The 22,374-nt window shown below is 55.0% G+C and carries 13 protein-coding genes, 6 tRNA genes and 3 rRNA genes; all 22 read right to left on the minus strand.

What is annotated here, in order from left to right:
* Positions 1–51: 51 nt before the first annotated feature.
* Entirely contained in the window at positions 52–423 is a 372-nt protein-coding gene (gene rpsL / locus J3P85_RS26620) for a 30S ribosomal protein S12 (RefSeq protein ID WP_003186084.1), read from the minus strand.
* A 216-nt stretch (positions 424–639) separates the two neighbouring features.
* Positions 640–4,839: a DNA-directed RNA polymerase subunit beta' gene (rpoC, locus tag J3P85_RS26625; RefSeq protein ID WP_047230482.1), complete on the minus strand. Its 4,200-nt coding sequence runs from the start codon at positions 4,837–4,839 to the stop codon at positions 640–642.
* A gap of 64 nt (positions 4,840–4,903) precedes the next feature.
* A complete protein-coding gene (gene rpoB / locus J3P85_RS26630) occupies positions 4,904–8,977 on the minus strand; it encodes a DNA-directed RNA polymerase subunit beta (protein ID WP_053125867.1) in 4,074 nt (1,357 codons plus the stop codon).
* 220 nt (positions 8,978–9,197) lie between these two features.
* Positions 9,198–9,563: a 50S ribosomal protein L7/L12 gene (rplL, locus tag J3P85_RS26635; protein ID WP_025215758.1), complete on the minus strand. Its 366-nt coding sequence runs from the start codon at positions 9,561–9,563 to the stop codon at positions 9,198–9,200.
* 78 nt (positions 9,564–9,641) lie between these two features.
* On the minus strand, positions 9,642–10,142 hold the full coding sequence (gene rplJ, locus J3P85_RS26640; protein ID WP_047230484.1) for a 50S ribosomal protein L10: 501 nt from the start codon (positions 10,140–10,142) through the stop codon (positions 9,642–9,644).
* A 198-nt stretch (positions 10,143–10,340) separates the two neighbouring features.
* Positions 10,341–11,036 (minus strand): 50S ribosomal protein L1, encoded by a 696-nt coding sequence (gene rplA, locus J3P85_RS26645; RefSeq protein ID WP_003186095.1) that lies wholly within the window; start codon positions 11,034–11,036, stop codon positions 10,341–10,343.
* Positions 11,036–11,467 carry a 50S ribosomal protein L11 gene (gene rplK, locus J3P85_RS26650; protein WP_003176435.1) on the minus strand — a complete coding sequence of 144 codons (432 nt, stop codon included), beginning with the start codon at positions 11,465–11,467 and terminating at the stop codon, positions 11,036–11,038. Before rplK ends, rplA begins: the two co-directional genes overlap by 1 nt.
* A gap of 117 nt (positions 11,468–11,584) precedes the next feature.
* The gene (gene nusG, locus J3P85_RS26655) at positions 11,585–12,118 is read right to left on the minus strand and encodes a transcription termination/antitermination protein NusG (protein WP_003186097.1); all 534 of its coding nucleotides are present in this window, start codon (positions 12,116–12,118) and stop codon (positions 11,585–11,587) included.
* Between the two features lie 9 nt (positions 12,119–12,127).
* Positions 12,128–12,496 carry a preprotein translocase subunit SecE gene (gene secE / locus J3P85_RS26660; RefSeq protein ID WP_003206102.1) on the minus strand — a complete coding sequence of 123 codons (369 nt, stop codon included), beginning with the start codon at positions 12,494–12,496 and terminating at the stop codon, positions 12,128–12,130.
* A gap of 45 nt (positions 12,497–12,541) precedes the next feature.
* Positions 12,542–12,617, minus strand: a tRNA-Trp gene (locus tag J3P85_RS26665).
* Positions 12,618–12,670: 53 nt separating this feature from the next.
* Complete coding sequence (tuf, locus tag J3P85_RS26670) at positions 12,671–13,864, minus strand: elongation factor Tu (RefSeq protein WP_003186103.1); 1,194 nt, start codon at positions 13,862–13,864, stop codon at positions 12,671–12,673.
* An 84-nt stretch (positions 13,865–13,948) separates the two neighbouring features.
* Positions 13,949–14,024, minus strand: a tRNA-Thr gene (locus tag J3P85_RS26675).
* 26 nt (positions 14,025–14,050) lie between these two features.
* Positions 14,051–14,124, minus strand: a tRNA-Gly gene (locus J3P85_RS26680).
* A gap of 24 nt (positions 14,125–14,148) precedes the next feature.
* Positions 14,149–14,233 (minus strand) — tRNA-Tyr (locus J3P85_RS26685).
* Between the two features lie 142 nt (positions 14,234–14,375).
* The gene (locus tag J3P85_RS26690; RefSeq protein ID WP_434704088.1) at positions 14,376–14,831 is read right to left on the minus strand and encodes a hypothetical protein; all 456 of its coding nucleotides are present in this window, start codon (positions 14,829–14,831) and stop codon (positions 14,376–14,378) included.
* A gap of 7 nt (positions 14,832–14,838) precedes the next feature.
* Positions 14,839–15,588, minus strand: coding sequence for a pantothenate kinase (locus J3P85_RS26695; protein WP_434704089.1), 750 nt, complete (start codon positions 15,586–15,588; stop codon positions 14,839–14,841).
* Complete coding sequence (birA, locus tag J3P85_RS26700) at positions 15,578–16,534, minus strand: bifunctional biotin--[acetyl-CoA-carboxylase] ligase/biotin operon repressor BirA (RefSeq protein ID WP_434704090.1); 957 nt, start codon at positions 16,532–16,534, stop codon at positions 15,578–15,580. The genes J3P85_RS26695 and birA overlap by 11 nt, the downstream gene beginning before the upstream one ends.
* 133 nt (positions 16,535–16,667) lie before the next feature.
* A 5S ribosomal RNA gene (gene rrf / locus J3P85_RS26705) occupies positions 16,668–16,783 on the minus strand.
* 157 nt (positions 16,784–16,940) lie between these two features.
* A 23S ribosomal RNA gene (locus J3P85_RS26710) occupies positions 16,941–19,832 on the minus strand.
* 242 nt (positions 19,833–20,074) lie between these two features.
* Positions 20,075–20,150 (minus strand) — tRNA-Ala (locus J3P85_RS26715).
* Between the two features lie 10 nt (positions 20,151–20,160).
* A tRNA-Ile gene (locus J3P85_RS26720) sits at positions 20,161–20,237 on the minus strand.
* Positions 20,238–20,360: 123 nt separating this feature from the next.
* A 16S ribosomal RNA gene (locus J3P85_RS26725) occupies positions 20,361–21,897 on the minus strand.
* The 16S, 23S and 5S rRNA genes sit together here with 2 tRNA genes alongside, the layout of an rRNA operon.
* Between the last annotated feature and the right edge of the window lie 477 nt (positions 21,898–22,374).

Raw genomic sequence — 22,374 nt, forward strand, 5'->3', positions numbered from 1 at the left:
CCGACCTTACTCTTATCGACTCAATAAAATTAAAAACTGCAAAACGGCCGATTATTTCGGACGCTTGGTACCGTACTTCGAACGACCTTGGTTACGACCTTTAACGCCGGAAGTATCCAAAGAGCCGCGAACGGTGTGGTAACGAACACCTGGCAAGTCTTTTACACGACCGCCGCGGATCAGGACCACGCTGTGCTCTTGCAGGTTGTGGCCTTCACCGCCGATGTACGAGGAAACCTCGAAACCGTTGGTCAGACGCACACGGCATACTTTACGCAGTGCCGAGTTAGGTTTTTTCGGCGTGGTGGTATACACACGGGTGCATACGCCACGACGTTGCGGGCAGTTCTGCAGCGCAGGCACGTCGGATTTCTCGACGATACGCTTACGCGGCTGACGTACCAGCTGGTTGATAGTTGCCATCTACTAGCTCCACTGTTGTCTTGCGACGCTATTGTCTTACAAGAAAAGCAAAATGGCAGGAACGAATTCCCGCCAAATTTAGGGGATCAAGAGTCTAAAGAGGATCTTGCCCCCAGTCAAGGCAAGGCCCCGACCTCCCCGCCCGCCGGATCTCGACAATTTGTCTCGATCCGCCGAACGGGGCGACCAGGGCCAGGCACTCAATTACCGCAGAACTCAGTTACCACTCGAGTTCAGCGCTTCGGTCAGTGCAGCTTCCACTTCACTGGCGCTTACGCGCAACGGTTTGTCAGCATCACGGCGACGCTTGCGCTCGCTGTGATAGGCCAAGCCGGTACCGGCCGGGATCAGACGACCCACGACCACGTTTTCTTTCAGGCCGCGCAGGTAATCGCGCTTGCCGGTTACCGCCGCTTCGGTCAGTACGCGGGTGGTTTCCTGGAAGGAAGCCGCCGAGATGAACGATTCGGTGGACAACGATGCCTTGGTGATACCCAGCAGCACGCGAGTGAACTTGGAGACGAACTTGTCTTCGGTCGCCAGACGCTCGTTTTCCACCAGTACGTGAGTCAGTTCCATCTGGTCGCCCTTGATGAAACTCGAGTCGCCGGATTCAGCGATCTCGACCTTACGCAGCATCTGACGCAGGATGGTCTCGATGTGCTTGTCGTTGATCTTCACGCCTTGCAGACGGTAAACGTCCTGGATCTCGTTCACGATGTACTTAGCCAGCGCACTCACACCCAGCAGACGCAGGATGTCGTGTGGATCGCTCGGGCCGTCCGAGATAACTTCGCCGCGGTTTACCTGTTCGCCTTCGAAGACGTTCAGGTGACGCCACTTCGGAATCAGCTCTTCGTACGGATCGCTACCGTCGTTCGGAGTAATGACCAGACGGCGCTTGCCCTTGGTCTCTTTACCGAACGCGATGGTGCCGCTGACTTCAGCCAGAATCGAGGCTTCTTTCGGACGACGGGCTTCGAACAAGTCGGCAACACGCGGCAGACCACCGGTGATGTCGCGGGTTTTCGAAGTTTCCTGCGGGATACGAGCGATTACGTCACCGATCGCGATCCGCGCACCGTCCGCAACACCGACCAGGGCGTTGGCTGGCAGGAAGTACTGAGCGATTACGTCAGTGCCTGGCAGCAACAGATCCTTGCCGTTGTCGTCGACCATCTTCACAGCAGGACGGATGTCCTTGCCGGCAGCTGGACGATCTTTTGCGTCGAGTACTTCAATGTTGGTCATACCGGTCAATTCGTCGGTCTGACGCTTGATCGTGATGCCTTCTTCCATGCCCACGTAGGTCACGGTACCTTTCATCTCGGTGACGATCGGGTGAGTGTGCGGATCCCACTTGGCCACGATGGCACCAGCGTCGACCTTGTCGCCTTCCTTCACCGAAATCACAGCACCGTACGGCAGCTTGTAACGCTCACGCTCACGACCGAAGTCATCAGCGATGGCCAGCTCACCGGAACGGGACACAGCCACCAGGTGACCGTCGACACGCTCTACGTGCTTGAGGTTGTGCAGACGGACGGTACCGCCATTCTTCACCTGGACGCTGTCGGCCGCGGAGGTCCGGCTTGCCGCACCACCGATGTGGAACGTACGCATCGTCAGCTGGGTACCCGGCTCACCGATGGACTGGGCAGCGATAACGCCGACCGCTTCACCGATGTTCACCTGGTGACCGCGAGCCAGGTCGCGACCGTAGCACTTGGCGCAGATGCCGTAGCGGGTTTCGCAGCTGATCGGCGAACGTACGATCACTTCGTCGATGCTGTTGAGTTCGATGAACTCGACCCACTTCTCGTCAACCAGGGTGCCAGCAGGAACGATGACGTCCTCGGTACCCGGCTTGAATACGTCACGGGCGATGACACGACCCAATACGCGCTCACCCAATGGCTCTACTACGTCACCGCCTTCAATGTGCGGCGTCATGACCAGGCCATGTTCGGTGCCGCAATCGATCTCGGTCACGACCAGATCCTGGGCAACGTCTACCAGACGACGAGTCAGGTAACCGGAGTTCGCCGTTTTCAACGCGGTATCCGCAAGACCCTTACGAGCACCGTGAGTAGAGATGAAGTACTGGAGTACGCTCAAGCCTTCACGGAAGTTCGCGGTAATCGGGGTCTCGATGATGGAACCGTCCGGCTTGGCCATCAGGCCACGCATACCGGCGAGCTGACGGATCTGCGCAGCAGAACCCCGTGCGCCCGAGTCGGCCATCATGTACATCGAGTTGAAGGATTCCTGGTCGACTTCGTTGCCGTGACGGTCGATGACTTTCTCTTTCGAGAGGTTGGCCATCATCGCCTTGGAAACTTCGTCGTTCGCCTTGGACCAGAGGTCGATCACCTTGTTGTACTTCTCGCCCTGGGTTACCAGGCCGGAGGCGTACTGACTTTCGATCTCTTTCACTTCTTCGGTGGCAGCACCGATGATGCGGGCTTTTTCATCCGGGATAACGAAGTCGTTAACGCCGATGGAAACGCCGGAAATGGTCGAATAGGCAAAACCGGTGTACATCAACTGGTCAGCGAAGATCACGGTCTCTTTCAGACCAACCACGCGGTAGCACTGGTTGATCAGCTTGGAGATCGCCTTTTTCTTCATCGGCAGGTTGACGACGTCGAAGGACAAGCCTTTTGGCACAACCTGGAACAACAGCGCACGGCCGACGGTGGTGTCGACGATACGAGTGTTGGTCACGCTGCCGCCGTCACGATCGTTCACGGTTTCGTTGATCCGCACCTTGACCTTGGCGTGCAGTGCGGCTTCGCCGGCACGGAACACACGGTCAACTTCCTGCAGATCCGCGAACACACGACCTTCGCCCTTGGCGTTGATCGCTTCACGCGTCATGTAGTACAGACCCAATACAACGTCCTGCGACGGAACGATGATTGGCTCACCGTTGGCTGGCGACAGGATGTTGTTGGTCGACATCATCAACGCGCGCGCTTCGAGCTGGGCTTCCAGCGTCAGCGGCACGTGCACGGCCATTTGGTCGCCGTCGAAGTCGGCGTTGTACGCAGCACAGACCAGCGGGTGCAGCTGGATAGCCTTACCTTCGATCAGTACCGGTTCAAACGCCTGGATACCCAGACGGTGAAGGGTCGGTGCACGGTTGAGCAGCACTGGGTGTTCGCGAATCACTTCAGCGAGAACGTCCCAGACCTCTGGCAGCTCGCGCTCGACCATTTTCTTGGCTGCTTTGATGGTGGTCGCCAGACCACGCATTTCCAGCTTGCCGAAAATGAACGGCTTGAACAGCTCCAGGGCCATTTTCTTAGGCAGACCGCACTGGTGCAGACGCAGGGTCGGGCCTACGGTAATTACCGAACGACCGGAGTAGTCAACACGCTTACCGAGCAAGTTCTGACGGAAACGACCCTGTTTACCCTTGATCATGTCAGCCAGGGATTTCAGAGGACGCTTGTTGGAACCGGTAATAGCGCGGCCACGACGACCGTTGTCGAGCAGTGCGTCGACCGCTTCCTGCAACATACGCTTTTCGTTGCGCACGATGATGTCCGGAGCGGACAGATCGAGCAGGCGCTTCAAGCGGTTGTTACGGTTGATCACTCGACGATACAGATCGTTGAGGTCGGAAGTCGCGAAACGACCGCCATCGAGCGGAACCAGTGGACGCAGGTCTGGCGGCAGAACCGGCAGAACGGTCAGCACCATCCACTCTGGCAGGTTGCCGGAACCCTGGAAGGCTTCCATCAACTTCAGACGCTTGGACAGCTTCTTGATCTTGGTTTCGGAATTGGTTTGCGGAATTTCTTCGCGCAGACGGCCAATCTCGTGCTCCAGGTCGATAGCGTGCAGCAGTTCGCGGACAGCTTCGGCACCCATACGGGCATCGAAATCGTCACCGAACTCTTCCAGCGCTTCGAAGTATTGTTCGTCGTTGAGCAGCTGACCTTTTTCAAGGGTGGTCATGCCTGGATCGATAACGACATAGCTCTCGAAGTAGAGAACACGTTCGATATCACGCAGGGTCATGTCCATCAGCAAGCCGATACGGGACGGCAGCGATTTCAGGAACCAGATGTGGGCAACCGGCGAGGCCAGCTCGATGTGCGCCATGCGCTCACGACGAACTTTTGCCAGCGCGACTTCAACGCCGCACTTCTCGCAGATCACACCGCGGTGCTTCAAGCGCTTGTACTTACCGCACAGGCACTCGTAATCCTTGACCGGGCCAAAGATCTTGGCGCAGAACAGGCCGTCACGCTCAGGTTTGAACGTACGGTAGTTGATGGTTTCCGGCTTTTTAACTTCACCGAACGACCACGAACGGATCATCTCAGGCGAGGCCAATCCAATACGGATGGCGTCGAACTCTTCGACTTGACCCTGGTTTTTCAGCAAATTCAGTAGGTCTTTCAAGGCCTTTCCTCCTGGCGGAGCAGAGAGCGGGCAAAACAGCCCCGCTCTCGATTCGCGTCACGTGTTATTCGGTTTCCAGATCGATATCGATGCCGAGGGAACGAATTTCCTTGATCAACACGTTGAAAGACTCGGGCATGCCCGGCTCCATACGGTGATCGCCGTCCACGATGTTTTTGTACATCTTGGTCCGGCCGTTCACATCGTCCGACTTCACTGTGAGCATTTCTTGCAGAGTGTATGCAGCACCGTACGCTTCCAGTGCCCAGACCTCCATCTCCCCGAAACGCTGACCACCGAACTGCGCCTTACCACCCAGCGGCTGCTGGGTAACCAGGCTGTAAGAACCGGTAGAACGAGCGTGCATCTTGTCGTCTACCAAGTGGTTCAGCTTCAGCATGTACATGTAGCCAACGGTAACCGGGCGCTCGAACTTGTTGCCGGTACGGCCGTCGAACAGCTGCATCTGGCCGCTTTCCGGCAGGTCTGCCAGCTTCAGCATGGCCTTGATTTCGCTTTCCTTGGCACCGTCGAACACCGGAGTAGCCATTGGAACGCCGCCGCGCAGGTTCTTCGCCAGATCCAGGATTTCCTGGTCGGAGAAGGTGTCCAGCTCTTCGTTGCGACCGCCGATCTCGTTGTAGATCTCGTGCAGGAACTTACGCAGGTCAGCGACCTTGCGCTGCTCTTCGATCATACGGTTGATCTTCTCGCCCAAGCCCTTGGCCGCGAGGCCCAGGTGGGTTTCAAGGATCTGACCAACGTTCATACGCGAAGGTACGCCCAACGGGTTGAGGACCACATCGACCGGGGTGCCATTGGCATCGTGCGGCATGTCTTCAACCGGCATGATCACGGAGACCACACCCTTGTTACCGTGACGACCGGCCATCTTGTCGCCCGGCTGGATGCGGCGACGGATTGCCAGGTAAACCTTGACGATTTTCAGCACGCCTGGAGCCAGGTCATCGCCCTGCTGCAGTTTGCGCTTCTTGTCTTCGAACTTGTCGTCCAGCAGACGGCGGCGATCAACGATGTAGGCCTGGGCCTTCTCGAGCTGCTCGTTCAGAGCATCTTCAGCCATGCGCAGCTTGAACCACTGGCCGTGCTCAAGACCGTCGAGGACTTCATCGGTGATTTCCTGACCTTTCTTCAGGCCGGCGCCGCCTTCAGCCTTGTGGCCTACCAGGGCGGAGCGCAGACGCTCGAAAGTCGCGCCTTCGACGATACGGAACTCTTCGTTCAGATCCTTGCGGATCTCGTCGAGCTGAGTCTTCTCGATGGACAGTGCACGAGCATCACGCTCAACGCCGTCGCGGGTGAAGACCTGTACGTCGATGACGGTACCCTTGGTGCCGGTAGGCACGCGCAGGGAGGTGTCTTTAACGTCGCTGGCTTTTTCACCGAAGATGGCACGCAGCAGTTTTTCTTCCGGAGTCAGCTGGGTCTCGCCTTTCGGAGTGACCTTGCCCACCAGGATGTCGCCTGCGCCTACTTCGGCACCTACATAAACGATACCGGCTTCGTCCAGCTTGTTCAGTGCGGCTTCACCCACGTTCGGGATGTCCGCAGTGATTTCCTCTGGGCCAAGCTTGGTGTCACGGGCCACACAGGTCAGTTCCTGGATGTGGATCGTGGTGAAGCGGTCTTCCTGGACCACACGCTCGGACAGGCAGATGGAGTCTTCGAAGTTGAAGCCGTTCCATGCCATGAACGCGATGCGCATGTTCTGGCCCAACGCCAATTCACCCATATCGGTGGACGGACCGTCGGCCATGATGTCGCTGCGCTGAACCCGATCACCCTTGCTCACCAGCGGACGCTGGTTGATGCAGGTGTTCTGGTTGGAGCGGGTGTATTTGGTCAGGTTGTAGATGTCGACACCGGCTTCGCCAGTTTCAACTTCGTCATCGGCAACACGAACCACGATACGGCTGGCGTCGACGGAGTCGATCACGCCGCCACGACGAGCCACGACGCAAACGCCGGAGTCACGGGCTACGTTACGCTCCATGCCGGTACCGACCAGCGGCTTATCGGCACGCAGGGTGGGTACAGCTTGACGCTGCATGTTCGAACCCATCAACGCACGGTTGGCGTCGTCGTGCTCTAGGAACGGGATCAGCGACGCTGCAACCGACACTACCTGCTTCGGCGATACGTCCATCAAGGTGACGTCTTCCGGCGCCTTGACGGTGAACTCGTTCAAGTGACGAACCGCTACCAGCTCGTCGATCAGAACTTTCTTGTCGTTCATCGTGGCCGAAGCCTGGGCGATCACGTGATCAGCTTCTTCGATGGCGGACAGGAACACGATCTCGTCGGTGACCAGGGCATCTTTCACCACGCGGTACGGGCTTTCGAGGAAGCCGTACTGGTTGGTGCGCGCATAGGCAGCCAGGGAGTTGATCAGACCGATGTTCGGACCTTCCGGCGTTTCGATCGGGCATACACGACCGTAGTGCGTCGGGTGTACGTCACGAACTTCGAAGCCTGCACGCTCACGAGTCAAACCGCCTGGGCCGAGTGCGGAGACACGACGCTTGTGGGTGATCTCGGACAGCGGGTTGTTCTGGTCCATGAACTGGGACAGCTGGCTCGAACCGAAGAACTCCTTCACCGCCGCAGCAACAGGCTTGGCGTTGATCAGGTCTTGCGGCATCAGGCCTTCGCTTTCAGCCATCGACAGGCGTTCCTTGACCGCACGCTCTACGCGCACCAGGCCAACACGGAACTGGTTCTCGGCCATTTCGCCTACGCAGCGAACACGACGGTTACCCAGGTGGTCGATGTCATCGACGATGCCCTTGCCGTTACGGATGTCGACCAGGGTCTTGAGGACCGCAACGATGTCGTCCTTGTTCAGTACGCCCGAACCTTCGATCTCGGTACGACCGATACGACGGTTGAACTTCATCCGGCCGACCGCAGACAGGTCATAGCGCTCAGGGCTGAAGAACAGGTTGTTGAACAGAGTCTCGGCGGCATCCTTGGTTGGCGGCTCGCCAGGACGCATCATGCGATAGATCTCGACCAGGGCTTCCAGCTGGTTGCCGGTGGAGTCGATCTTCAGCGTGTCGGAGATGAACGGACCGCAGTCGATGTCGTTGGTGTACAGCGTCTCGATGCGAACGACCTGGGCCTTGGCGATTTTTGCCAGGATCTCGGTGTTCAGCTCGGTGTTGCACTCTGCCAGGATTTCGCCGGTGGCCGGATGCACGATGACCTTGGCCGTGGTGCGACCCAGGACGTAGTCCAGAGGCACTTGCAGCTCTTTGATCCCGGCTTTTTCCAGCTGGTTGATGTGGCGAGCGGTGATACGACGACCCTGCTCGACAATAACCTTGCCTTTGTCATCCTGGATATCGAGGACAGCGATTTCACCGCGCAGGCGCTGAGGCACCAGTTCCAGGCTGAGGTTTTCACCTTGCACGTGGAAAACGTTGGTGGTGTAGAACGCGTCCAGCACTTCTTCAGTGGTATAGCCGAGCGCACGCAGCAGTACCGATGCAGGTAGCTTGCGACGACGGTCGATACGCACGAACACGCAGTCTTTCGGGTCGAACTCGAAGTCCAACCACGAACCGCGGTAAGGAATGATGCGCGCGGAATAAAGCAGTTTGCCGGAGCTGTGCGTCTTGCCACGGTCGTGGTCGAAGAACACGCCCGGAGAACGGTGCAGCTGGGAAACGATTACACGCTCGGTACCGTTGATTACGAAGGTACCGTTTTCAGTCATCAGGGGGATTTCACCCATGTAGACTTCTTGCTCTTTGATGTCCTTGATCGCTTTGTTCGACGATTCTTTGTCGAAAATGATCAGGCGCACTTTTACCCGCAAAGGTACGGCGTAAGTCACACCGCGCAATACGCATTCTTTGACATCAAATGCCGGTTCGCCCAGGCGATAACCGACGTACTCCAGCGCAGCATTGCCGGAGTAGCTGATGATCGGGAAAACGGATTTGAAGGCCGCATGCAGGCCCACGTCGCGGAACTGATCTTTAGTCGCTCCCGCTTGCAAGAATTCACGATACGAATCCAGCTGGATGGCCAGGAGGTACGGCACATCCATGACGTCCGGCAACTTGCTAAAGTCCTTGCGGATACGTTTTTTCTCAGTATATGAGTAAGCCATCAGCGTTCCCCAGCTTGGTCACCTGCTTGTTTGGCCCCTCCCGACGGGAGCAGCCAGAAAATCGTGCAAACCCCATGGTTTGCGCCACCACATCGGGTGGTTACAGCTCGCGATCAGCACCGACCCAGTCGGCTGCCAATAACGGAAAAAGGCCGGTGGCAAGAGCCACCAGCCATCAGCCTGTCGCTTAACGCTCGGGCTGGAGACGCAAAGTCGATGCTTACTTCAGCTCGACTTTAGCGCCTGCTTCTTCCAGAGTGGCCTTGGCTTTGTCAGCTGCGTCTTTCGATACAGCTTCCAGAACCATGGCAGGAGCGCCGTCAACTACAGCCTTGGCTTCTTTCAGGCCCAGACCGGTCAGTTCACGTACTGCCTTGATCACGTTTACTTTCTTCTCGCCAGCTTCGGTCAGCATGACGTTGAATTCGGTTTGCTCTTCAACAACGGCGGCAGCAGCAGCTGGACCAGCGGAAGCAGCGGCAGCGGAAACGCCGAATTTTTCTTCGAAAGCTTTGATCAGCTCAACAACCTGCAGAACCGACATTTCAGCTACGGCGTTGAGGATATCGTCTTGGGAGATAGACATTACTGTATTTCCTGAATTGGGGGACGGCCTACGCGGCCATCGAAATAAACAAAAAAGCGCGAGAGAAAGTGCTCAGCCTTAGGCTGCGGCAGCTTCTTTTTGCTCGCGAACTGCAGCCAGGGTACGAGCCAGCTTGCTGGTGGCGCCTTGAATCACGCTCATCAGCTGCGAAATGGCTTCGTCGCGGGTCGGCAGTGTTGCCAGTACATCGATCTGATTAGCTGCGAGGAACTTGCCCTCGAACGCAGCTGCCTTGATCTCGAACTTGTCCTGACCCTTGGCGAATTCCTTGAACAAACGGGCAGCAGCGCCTGGATGATCTTTGGAGAACGCGATCAGGGTCGGGCCGGTGAACACGTCGTTGAGAACACTGTATTCAGTGTCAGCAACAGCGCGCTTGAGCAGGGTGTTACGTACGACACGTACGTAAACGCCAGCTTCACGGGCCTCTTTACGGAGTCCGGTCATTGCGCCTACTGTTACGCCACGGGCATCAGCCACGACAGCGGACAGAGCGACTTTGGCAGCCTCGTTGACTTCAGCGACGATGGCCTTCTTGTCTTCGAGATTAATTGCCACGGGTTTAACTCCTGCTTGTTACCGTTTCATTCGATCGAAACCGAATGTCGTTTTGGTGTCTGATTCGGTAAGGAACCGGGAGCACCATCTGCGTAGGCTTGTGGTTTAAGACTTGCGTCGCCTACGGTCTTGGACAGCCCCCGCCAGGCAGGGACCCCAATTTTGTGGTTGGCGCGATTGCTCGTGCCAACCTGAGTCTTACGCGTCGAGCGAGCTCTGATCGATGACCAGACCTGGGCCCATAGTGGTGCTCAGGGTAACGCGCTTGACGTAGATACCTTTCGAAGAAGCTGGCTTGATACGCTTCAGATCAGCGATCAGGGCTTCAACGTTTTCCTTCAGCTTGACGGCGTCGAAGCCGATCTTGCCAACGGAAGTGTGGATGATGCCGTTTTTGTCGGTGCGATAACGAACCTGACCAGCCTTGGCGTTTTTAACCGCGGTGGCTACGTCTGGCGTTACGGTGCCGACTTTAGGGTTAGGCATCAGACCACGTGGACCGAGGATCTGACCCAACTGACCTACAACACGCATGGCATCCGGGGATGCGATCACTACGTCATAGTTCAGGTCGCCGCCCTTCATTTCAGCAGCCAGGTCGTCCATGCCTACGCGATCAGCGCCAGCGGCCAGAGCAGCTTCAGCTGCTGGGCCCTGGGTGAACACGGCAACACGAACGGTCTTGCCAGTGCCGTGTGGCAGCACGGTAGCGCTACGAACGACCTGGTCGGATTTACGTGGGTCAACGCCCAGGTTTACAGCAACGTCGAACGACTCGCTGAACTTGACAGTCGACAGCTCAGCCAGCAGAGCGGCGGCGTCTACAAAGTTGTAGGCCTTGCCTGCTTCGATTTTGCCGGCGATAGCCTTTTGACGCTTGGTCAGCTTAGCCATTACACACCCTCCACGTTAAGGCCCATGCTACGAGCAGAACCGGCGATAGTACGCACGGCTGCATCCATATCAGCTGCAGTCAGATCCGCGTTTTTGGTTTTCGCGATTTCTTCCAGCTGAGCACGGGTAACGGTGCCAACCTTAACGGTGTTTGGACGAGCGGAACCGCTGGTCAAACCTGCAGCCTTCTTCAGCAGAACCGAAGCCGGGGTGCTTTTTGTTTCGAAAGTGAAGCTACGGTCGCTGTAGACAGTGATGATCACTGGAGTCGGCAGACCTGGCTCAAGACCCTGAGTACGGGCGTTGAAGGCCTTGCAGAATTCCATGATGTTCACGCCGTGCTGACCCAGGGCAGGACCAACAGGTGGGCTTGGGTTAGCCTGAGCGGCCTTCACTTGCAGCTTGATGTAAGCGGTAATTTTCTTGGCCATGAGGCACTCCAATTACGGGTTCGAACGCCTCGAAAGGCTCCCCGGTTACTTGCGCGTTTATCCCAGTGACGACAAAACCCCACAGCCTAGGGCTGCGGGGTTGGGATGCCTGTTCAATCAGACCTTTTCGACCTGACTGAACTCTAGCTCTACCGGAGTAGAGCGACCGAAAATGAGCACTGCCACTTGGATCCGGCTCTTTTCGTAGTTAACTTCTTCAACCGTGCCATTGAAATCAGCGAATGGACCATCGGTGACACGTACAACTTCACCCGGCTCAAACAGCGTTTTCGGCTTCGGCTTGTCGCTACCATCAGCGACACGACGCAGAATCGCTTCTGCCTCTTTATCCGTGATTGGCGCAGGCTTGTCGGCGGTACCGCCAATGAAGCCCATCACCCGAGGGGTATCCTTGACCAAGTGCCAAGTCCCTTCGTTCATGTCCATCTGTACCAGCACGTAGCCCGGAAAGAACTTACGTTCACTTTTGCGCTTCTGGCCATTGCGCATCTCAACCACTTCTTCAGTGGGGACCAGAATCTCGCCGAAGCCATCTTCCATGCCAGCCAGCTTTACGCGCTCTACCAGCGAGCGCATGACATGCTTCTCGTAACCCGAGTAAGCATGCACAACGTACCAACGCTTAGCCACGGGACACCCTTAGCCAACAATCAAGGAAACAAGCCAGCCGAGCAGGGAATCAAGCCCCCACAACAGCAACGCCATTACCAGAACAACAGCCACAACGATCAACGTGGTCTGCGTGGTTTCTTGGCGAGTCGGCCATACGACTTTACGAATCTCGGTGCGAGCTTCCTTAGCGAGTACAAAGAAAGACTTGCCCTTGGCTGTCTGCAGGCCTACAAAGGCAGCTACAGCAGCAATGGCGAGCAATGCAAGTACGCGGTACAGGATCGGCGAAGCAGAATAATACTGATTGCCAACAACGCCAATAACCACCAAAGCGACTACCACTAGCCACTTGAGCAGATCGAAGCGAGAGCCTTGAGCTTCAGCTTTAGGAGTCATCTATGAAGATCCTGTGAAAAGAAAGCCAGACACACCGAGTGAATCTGGCAGGTCAGGAGGGAATCGAACCCCCAACCTACGGTTTTGGAGACCGTCGCTCTGCCAATTGAGCTACTGACCTAAAACAAAATCAGGCCGACCATTATGCCGGCCCGAAAAAGACATTACAACTGTTTACTCGATGACTTTGGCTACGACGCCAGCGCCAACGGTACGACCGCCTTCACGGATAGCGAAACGCAGACCGTCTTCCATCGCGATGGTCTTGATCAAGGTAACAGTCATCTGAATGTTGTCACCTGGCATTACCATTTCAACGCCTTCTGGCAGCTCGCAGTTACCAGTCACGTCAGTTGTACGGAAGTAGAACTGTGGACGGTAGCCCTTGAAGAACGGAGTATGACGACCGCCTTCTTCCTTGCTCAGAACGTAGACTTCTGCAGTGAACTTGGTGTGCGGCTTGACGGTGCCTGGCTTGACCAGAACCTGGCCACGCTCAACGTCGTCACGCTTGGTGCCGCGCAGCAGTACGCCGCAGTTCTCGCCAGCACGACCTTCATCGAGCAGCTTGCGGAACATTTCAACGCCAGTGCAAGTCGTTTTCTGAGTGTCACGCAGACCGACAATCTCAACTTCTTCCTGGATACGAACGATGCCACGCTCAACACGACCAGTTACAACAGTACCGCGACCGGAGATCGAGAACACGTCTTCGATTGGCATCAGGAACGGCTTGTCGATAGCACGCTCTGGCTCTGGAATGTAGCTATCCAGAGTTTCCACCAGCTTCTTGACAGCAGTGGTGCCCATTTCGTTGTCATCTTGGCCGTTCAGAGCCATCAGAGCCGAACCGATGATGATTGGAGTGTCATCACCTGGGAAGTCGTAAGTGCTCAGCAGGTCGCGCACTTCCATCTCAACCAGTTCCAGCAGCTCAGCGTCGTCAACCATGTCAGCCTTGTTCAGGAAGACAACGATGTACGGAACGCCTACCTGACGGGACAGCAGGATGTGCTCACGGGTTTGCGGCATCGGACCATCAGCGGCCGAGCAAACCAGGATCGCGCCATCCATCTGGGCAGCACCGGTGATCATGTTTTTTACATAGTCGGCGTGACCTGGGCAGTCAACGTGTGCGTAGTGACGCACGGCCGAATCGTATTCAACGTGAGCGGTGTTGATGGTGATACCGCGAGCTTTCTCTTCCGGGGCGCTGTCGATCTTGTCGAAGTCAACCTTGGCCGAACCGAAAACTTCGGAGCAGACGCGGGTCAGAGCAGCGGTCAGCGTGGTTTTACCGTGGTCAACGTGACCAATGGTACCGACGTTGACGTGCGGCTTATTACGTTCGAACTTTTCCTTAGCCATCGAAATCACCCCTAGGAGAAGAATTTAGCGAGTCACACAAGCCATTAAAACAAAGGCAGATATTTGCATATCTGCCTTGTTATATGGAGCTCTTGAGCGGATTTGAACCGCTGACCTCACCCTTACCAAGGGTGTGCTCTACCAACTGAGCTACAAGAGCGAAACACTATGCACAACCTGCAAACTTGGAGCGGGTAGCGGGAATCGAACCCGCATCATCAGCTTGGAAGGCTGAGGTTCTACCACTAAACTATACCCGCGGAGCTTGCAGCTCACGCTAAAAATGGTGGAGGGGGAAGGATTCGAACCTTCGAAGTCGTAGACGTCAGATTTACAGTCTGATCCCTTTGGCCGCTCGGGAACCCCTCCTAAGCGAGCCGGCATTCTATATCATGCCAGCCTTCTGTCAAGCATTTTCTCATTAAAAACCTGAGGTTAGCTGCGTTGACGTCGCTTCGTACCGCTTACCTTTAAAGGTCTTCGCTGCGAAGCGGGCGCCATTCTATTCAAACTACCCTGCGGGTGCAACCCCCTCGCACGGCATTATTTTATGTTTTAACTCATTGAATTCTTTAGAAAGGTTTTGAAGCAGCGTTTCATTCACCTTTCCCGCGCTTTCCTGGGAAACCTGAACCCAGAACCCACCACCCTCAGGAGCGCTCTGTGAGCCCGACGCCACGAAACGACCCAGGACACTCGAAGCCGCCAAACGCTGCTCCAACTGCCTGGCCAGCTCCGGACGGGAAAAACCACCCAGGTAGACACAGGTTTTGGCTACCTCACCGGACTTGGCTGAATCGCGCCTGACAAGGGCATCCGCCGTTTCACTCAAAAGATGGATATCCTGTTGCGAACCACGATACAAACTCAGCGGCGTGACATCCTTGGCGCGAAGCGGAGCCTCCTGCTGATGCCAGATGTAATAAAAGACATTCAAAACCAGCAATAACAGAAACAGCCACCGCATAGAGACCTCAAGACAAAGGGCAGGCCATCGCCAAGCCAACAAAAACCAGGTCAGGCACCACCCTGGCATCTGGAACGACCCCGGAAACCAGATTGGCGTCCCCCCCTGTAAGAAACACCACGAATTCCTTTCCCCAATATTGCCGCGCCAACTCAAGCTGAGTCAGGACGAACCCCCTGAGCATCAACATGCAACCGCGCTCAACCGCCTCGACAGTCGCGCGACCTGGAGCGAGACTCTCATGGGCTCGCTCGGCCGCTATATCGTCATAGCGAATTTTTCGTGTGTGGGTACGCAATTGATTACGCATTAGCGGCATGCCAGGACAAATGAATCCGCCGAGATGCTCGCCATTCGCCGCCACGAAATCAGCAGTAACCGCAGTACCAAAATCAAGGACCAGGCACGCCCCCGAAGCGAGATGAAAACCGCCGAGCAAGGCCAGCCACCGATCGAGGCCTAGCCGCTCGTAATCCTCGTAGCCGTTCTTCACACCAGCCATTTCCCGGGCGGGCACAGCACGAACCACCGACACCCCGAACAAGTCGACCAGCGAAGCGACCAATGAGTCCGTCTCCGCCAAGGTTCTGACGCTAACAAGACGACACTTTTTGAGCTGGAACTTCCCTCCGTCATTCAGGCTCGCCAGCAGATCGTCGTCAGAGCTGACCACGCCCCCCTCGACCGGCGTTATCCCGTCAGCACGAAGAACACGCCATTTGATAAAGCTGTTGCCGCAGTCAAGCTCAAGAATCATCACGCAACCTCAAACTGAGCTCACCACCGCTAAAGTTCTTTTCCACACCATCTACCTTCAAACGCAGCGCACCCTGGTGATCAATGCCCAGCACAATGCCGTCAATTTTGTTAACACCTGCAATCAGAGATACAGCTCGGCCTTGCCAAAGATGGTACTGCTCCCATTCCGACTGGATCGCAGTAAACCCCGAGGCATGATGGCGCTCCAGATACTGCTGTAGCTTCGCACCCAATCGCGCCACCAGCTCATTCCGATCGAAATCCCTGCCCGTCTCAAGGCACATGGACGTCCACTGCTGATCGACCTCATCAGTTGCTTGCATGTTCACATTAACCCCTACGCCCAGGACGACATGGCAAACATCTGCGGGATCTCCCACCAATTCAAGCAGAATGCCGGCAATCTTTTTCTCACCCACCAGGACATCATTGGGCCATTTCAGCCCTGCCCCCGCGATGCCCATGTCGCGCAAGACATGCATGACAGCGAGCCCGACAACCAGACTCAGACCTTCAATTTGTCGCATGCCGCCGTCAATGCGTAACACCAGGCTGTGATAGAGATTTTCAGCAAAGGGACTGACCCACTTACGACCACGACGACCGCGCCCCGCTATCTGTCGCTCGGCCAAAACCAAGAACGGTGCTGCTCCGCCACGTTCAATGCAACGCAGCGCCTCGGCGTTAGTGGAGTCGATAGAGTCAAATATATGGACAGGCCATCCAGGAAGGCCTTTTGCGCGGATTTCTGCCGCATCCAAAAGCAACAGGGGCTTCGCCAATTGATACCCCCTACCTCGAACTTTATGCACAGACAATCCTAAATCCGCCTCCAAGTGCTGCAGCTGCTTCCATACAGCACTGCGGCTGATACCCAGTGCAACACCCAGTGCCTGCCCCGAATGAAAGCGGCCATCCTTCAGAAGTTTTAGCAACGTGAGCATGCGGACTGCGCCCTGATAATGAGGCCCGCATGATAGCCATGCGCAAGACGGTTGCATAGAAACAGAAAAGGACTTTCCTGCGGGCAAAACAAAACCCCTACCTGCATCAGCAGATAGGGGTTTCGGAATTTAATCTTGACGATGACCTACTCTCACATGGGGAAACCCCACACTACCATCGGCGATGCATCGTTTCACTGCTGAGTTCGGGATGGGATCAGGTGGTTCCAATGCTCTATGGTCGTCAAGAAATTCGGGTACCGAATCGTGGCCTGACGGCCTCGCTTCAGCAAATTGGGTATGTGACAGCTTTCGGTGTTTTGTGAGATTCGAACTTTCGGTTCGTTTCGTCTTCACACACCGCAATCTGGTGCTCTTTCGAGTCAGCAAATTGCTTGGGTGTTATATGGTCAAGCCTCACGGGCAATTAGTACAGGTTAGCTCAACGCCTCACAGCGCTTACACACCCTGCCTATCAACGTCGTAGTCTTCGACGGCCCTTCAGGGGACTCAAGGTCCCAGTGAGATCTCATCTTGAGGCAAGTTTCCCGCTTAGATGCTTTCAGCGGTTATCTTTCCCGAACATAGCTACCCGGCAATGCCACTGGCGTGACAACCGGAACACCAGAGGTTCGTCCACTCCGGTCCTCTCGTACTAGGAGCAGCCCCTCTCAAATCTCAAACGTCCACGGCAGATAGGGACCGAACTGTCTCACGACGTTCTAAACCCAGCTCGCGTACCACTTTAAATGGCGAACAGCCATACCCTTGGGACCGGCTTCAGCCCCAGGATGTGATGAGCCGACATCGAGGTGCCAAACACCGCCGTCGATATGAACTCTTGGGCGGTATCAGCCTGTTATCCCCGGAGTACCTTTTATCCGTTGAGCGATGGCCCTTCCATACAGAACCACCGGATCACTAAGACCTACTTTCGTACCTGCTCGACGTGTCTGTCTCGCAGTCAAGCGCGCTTTTGCCTTTATACTCTACGACCGATTTCCGACCGGTCTGAGCGCACCTTCGTACTCCTCCGTTACTCTTTAGGAGGAGACCGCCCCAGTCAAACTACCCACCATACACTGTCCTCGATCCGGATAACGGACCTGAGTTAGAACCTCAAAGTTGCCAGGGTGGTATTTCAAGGATGGCTCCACGCAGACTGGCGTCCACGCTTCAAAGCCTCCCACCTATCCTACACAAGCAAATTCAAAGTCCAGTGCAAAGCTATAGTAAAGGTTCACGGGGTCTTTCCGTCTAGCCGCGGATACACTGCATCTTCACAGCGATTTCAATTTCACTGAGTCTCGGGTGGAGACAGCGCCGCCATCGTTACGCCATTCGTGCAGGTCGGAACTTACCCGACAAGGAATTTCGCTACCTTAGGACCGTTATAGTTACGGCCGCCGTTTACCGGGGCTTCGATCAAGAGCTTCGCGTTAGCTAACCCCATCAATTAACCTTCCGGCACCGGGCAGGCGTCACACCCTATACGTCCACTTTCGTGTTTGCAGAGTGCTGTGTTTTTAATAAACAGTCGCAGCGGCCTGGTATCTTCGACCGGCGTGGGCTTACGCAGCAAGTGCTTCACCCTCACCGGCGCACCTTCTCCCGAAGTTACGGTGCCATTTTGCCTAGTTCCTTCACCCGAGTTCTCTCAAGCGCCTTGGTATTCTCTACCCAACCACCTGTGTCGGTTTGGGGTACGGTTCCTGGTTACCTGAAGCTTAGAAGCTTTTCTTGGAAGCATGGCATCAACCACTTCGTCACCCAGAGGGTAACTCGTCATCAGCTCTCGGCCTTAGAATCCCGGATTTACCTAAGATTCCAGCCTACCACCTTAAACTTGGACAACCAACGCCAAGCTGGCCTAGCCTTCTCCGTCCCTCCATCGCAATAACCAGAAGTACAGGAATATTAACCTGTTTTCCATCGACTACGCTTTTCAGCCTCGCCTTAGGGACCGACTAACCCTGCGTCGATTAACGTTGCGCAGGAAACCTTGGTCTTTCGGCGTGGGTGTTTTTCACACCCATTGTCGTTACTCATGTCAGCATTCGCACTTCTGATACCTCCAGCAAGCTTCTCAACTCACCTTCACAGGCTTACAGAACGCTCCTCTACCGCATCACTTACGTGATACCCGTAGCTTCGGTGTATGGTTTGAGCCCCGTTACATCTTCCGCGCAGGCCGACTCGACTAGTGAGCTATTACGCTTTCTTTAAAGGGTGGCTGCTTCTAAGCCAACCTCCTAGCTGTCTAAGCCTTCCCACATCGTTTCCCACTTAACCATAACTTTGGGACCTTAGCTGACGGTCTGGGTTGTTTCCCTTTTCACGACGGACGTTAGCACCCGCCGTGTGTCTCCCATGCTCGGCACTTGTAGGTATTCGGAGTTTGCATCGGTTTGGTAAGTCGGGATGACCCCCTAGCCGAAACAGTGCTCTACCCCCTACAGTGATACATGAGGCGCTACCTAAATAGCTTTCGAGGAGAACCAGCTATCTCCGAGCTTGATTAGCCTTTCACTCCGATCCACAGGTCATCCGCTAACTTTTCAACGGTAGTCGGTTCGGTCCTCCAGTTAGTGTTACCCAACCTTCAACCTGCCCATGGATAGATCGCCCGGTTTCGGGTCTATTCCCAGCGACTAGACGCCCTATTAAGACTCGCTTTCGCTACGCCTCCCCTATTCGGTTAAGCTCGCCACTGAAAATAAGTCGCTGACCCATTATACAAAAGGTACGCAGTCACCCAACAAAGTGGGCTCCCACTGCTTGTACGCATACGGTTTCAGGATCTATTTCACTCCCCTCTCCGGGGTTCTTTTCGCCTTTCCCTCACGGTACTAGTTCACTATCGGTCAGTCAGTAGTATTTAGCCTTGGAGGATGGTCCCCCCATATTCAGACAAAGTTTCTCGTGCTCCGTCCTACTCGATTTCACTTCTAAGATCCTTTCGCGTACAGGGCTATCACCCACTATGGCCGCACTTTCCAGAGCGTTCCGCTAAAATCAAAGAAGCTTAAGGGCTAGTCCCCGTTCGCTCGCCACTACTAAGGGAATCTCGGTTGATTTCTTTTCCTCAGGGTACTTAGATGTTTCAGTTCCCCTGGTTCGCCTCTTGCACCTATGTATTCAGTACAAGATAACCATCTTATGATGGCTGGGTTCCCCCATTCAGACATCTCCGGATCAAAGTCTGTTTGCCGACTCCCCGAAGCTTTTCGCAGGCTACCACGTCTTTCATCGCCTCTGACTGCCAAGGCATCCACCGTATGCGCTTCTTCACTTGACCATATAACCCCAAGCAATCTGGTTATACTGTGAAGACGACATTCGCCGAAAATTCGAATTTCTCAACTAAGAGAACTCACAAATTTTACCTTAGCCTGATCCGTTACCAGTGAAAGTAACGTTCAGTCTATCTTTCTATCACATACCCAAATTTTTAAAGAACGATCTAATCAAAAGACTAGAAATCAACATTCACCATCACCTTGATGGAATGCTCATTTCTAAGCTTTCAGAAGCAGTTTATGGTGGAGCCAAGCGGGATCGAACCGCTGACCTCCTGCGTGCAAGGCAGGCGCTCTCCCAGCTGAGCTATGGCCCCATAACAAAATTGGTGGGTCTGGGCAGATTCGAACTGCCGACCTCACCCTTATCAGGGGTGCGCTCTAACCAACTGAGCTACAGACCCAATTTCGAGCTTGTAACTGTTAGCTGTGAGCTATCAGCTTGGAGCTTAAAGCTGCTTCTATCGTCTTCTTCAATGAATCAAGCAATTCGTGTGGGAGCTCATGGAGCAGCTGCGGTCGTCGATTAAGGAGGTGATCCAGCCGCAGGTTCCCCTACGGCTACCTTGTTACGACTTCACCCCAGTCATGAATCACACCGTGGTAACCGTCCTCCCGAAGGTTAGACTAGCTACTTCTGGTGCAACCCACTCCCATGGTGTGACGGGCGGTGTGTACAAGGCCCGGGAACGTATTCACCGCGACATTCTGATTCGCGATTACTAGCGATTCCGACTTCACGCAGTCGAGTTGCAGACTGCGATCCGGACTACGATCGGTTTTGTGGGATTAGCTCCACCTCGCGGCTTGGCAACCCTCTGTACCGACCATTGTAGCACGTGTGTAGCCCAGGCCGTAAGGGCCATGATGACTTGACGTCATCCCCACCTTCCTCCGGTTTGTCACCGGCAGTCTCCTTAGAGTGCCCACCATTACGTGCTGGTAACTAAGGACAAGGGTTGCGCTCGTTACGGGACTTAACCCAACATCTCACGACACGAGCTGACGACAGCCATGCAGCACCTGTCTCAATGTTCCCGAAGGCACCAATCCATCTCTGGAAAGTTCATTGGATGTCAAGGCCTGGTAAGGTTCTTCGCGTTGCTTCGAATTAAACCACATGCTCCACCGCTTGTGCGGGCCCCCGTCAATTCATTTGAGTTTTAACCTTGCGGCCGTACTCCCCAGGCGGTCAACTTAATGCGTTAGCTGCGCCACTAAGAGCTCAAGGCTCCCAACGGCTAGTTGACATCGTTTACGGCGTGGACTACCAGGGTATCTAATCCTGTTTGCTCCCCACGCTTTCGCACCTCAGTGTCAGTATCAGTCCAGGTGGTCGCCTTCGCCACTGGTGTTCCTTCCTATATCTACGCATTTCACCGCTACACAGGAAATTCCACCACCCTCTACCATACTCTAGCTCGACAGTTTTGAATGCAGTTCCCAGGTTGAGCCCGGGGCTTTCACATCCAACTTAACGAACCACCTACGCGCGCTTTACGCCCAGTAATTCCGATTAACGCTTGCACCCTCTGTATTACCGCGGCTGCTGGCACAGAGTTAGCCGGTGCTTATTCTGTCGGTAACGTCAAAACACTAACGTATTAGGTTAATGCCCTTCCTCCCAACTTAAAGTGCTTTACAATCCGAAGACCTTCTTCACACACGCGGCATGGCTGGATCAGGCTTTCGCCCATTGTCCAATATTCCCCACTGCTGCCTCCCGTAGGAGTCTGGACCGTGTCTCAGTTCCAGTGTGACTGATCATCCTCTCAGACCAGTTACGGATCGTCGCCTTGGTGAGCCATTACCCCACCAACTAGCTAATCCGACCTAGGCTCATCTGATAGCGCAAGGCCCGAAGGTCCCCTGCTTTCTCCCGTAGGACGTATGCGGTATTAGCGTCCGTTTCCGAGCGTTATCCCCCACTACCAGGCAGATTCCTAGGCATTACTCACCCGTCCGCCGCTCTCAAGAGGTGCAAGCACCTCTCTACCGCTCGACTTGCATGTGTTAGGCCTGCCGCCAGCGTTCAATCTGAGCCATGATCAAACTCTTCAGTTCAAACATCTTTGGGTTTTGAGAAAACCCTAAACTTGGCTCAGCAATCGTTGGTTACATCTTTGATTTCTCGCGGAGTAACTTGTGATGCTGATAATCTGTTGACTAGCAGTCTGACTCCACAAGCACCCACACGAATTGCTTGATTCAGTTGTTAAAGAGCGGTTGGCTGAGTCTTTCGTCTCAACCGAGGCGCGCATTCTACAGCGCCCCGTGTATCTGTCAAGCGGTTATTTTAAGAAGTTTTCAAAGTTTCCTTTTCAACTTCAACCACTTGCGCTTCCGATCTCTCGTTAGCGGGAGGCGAATTCTACAGCGTTACTCGCTGCTGTCAACACCTCTTTTTCACCACTTTCGACCGAGAAGATCGAACCGCCGATAGAGCCAAACAACACCGCTCTACCTGCTCCTTCCGGGCTTCGATGAACTGAAGCCCAACACCTTCGAAACCTACTTAACTCATTGAAACTCAAGGAGTTT

The organism is Pseudomonas sp. Z1-12, from assembly GCF_051132015.1.
In the GTDB taxonomy this organism is placed as follows: Bacteria; Pseudomonadota; Gammaproteobacteria; order Pseudomonadales; family Pseudomonadaceae; genus Aquipseudomonas; species Aquipseudomonas zanjanensis.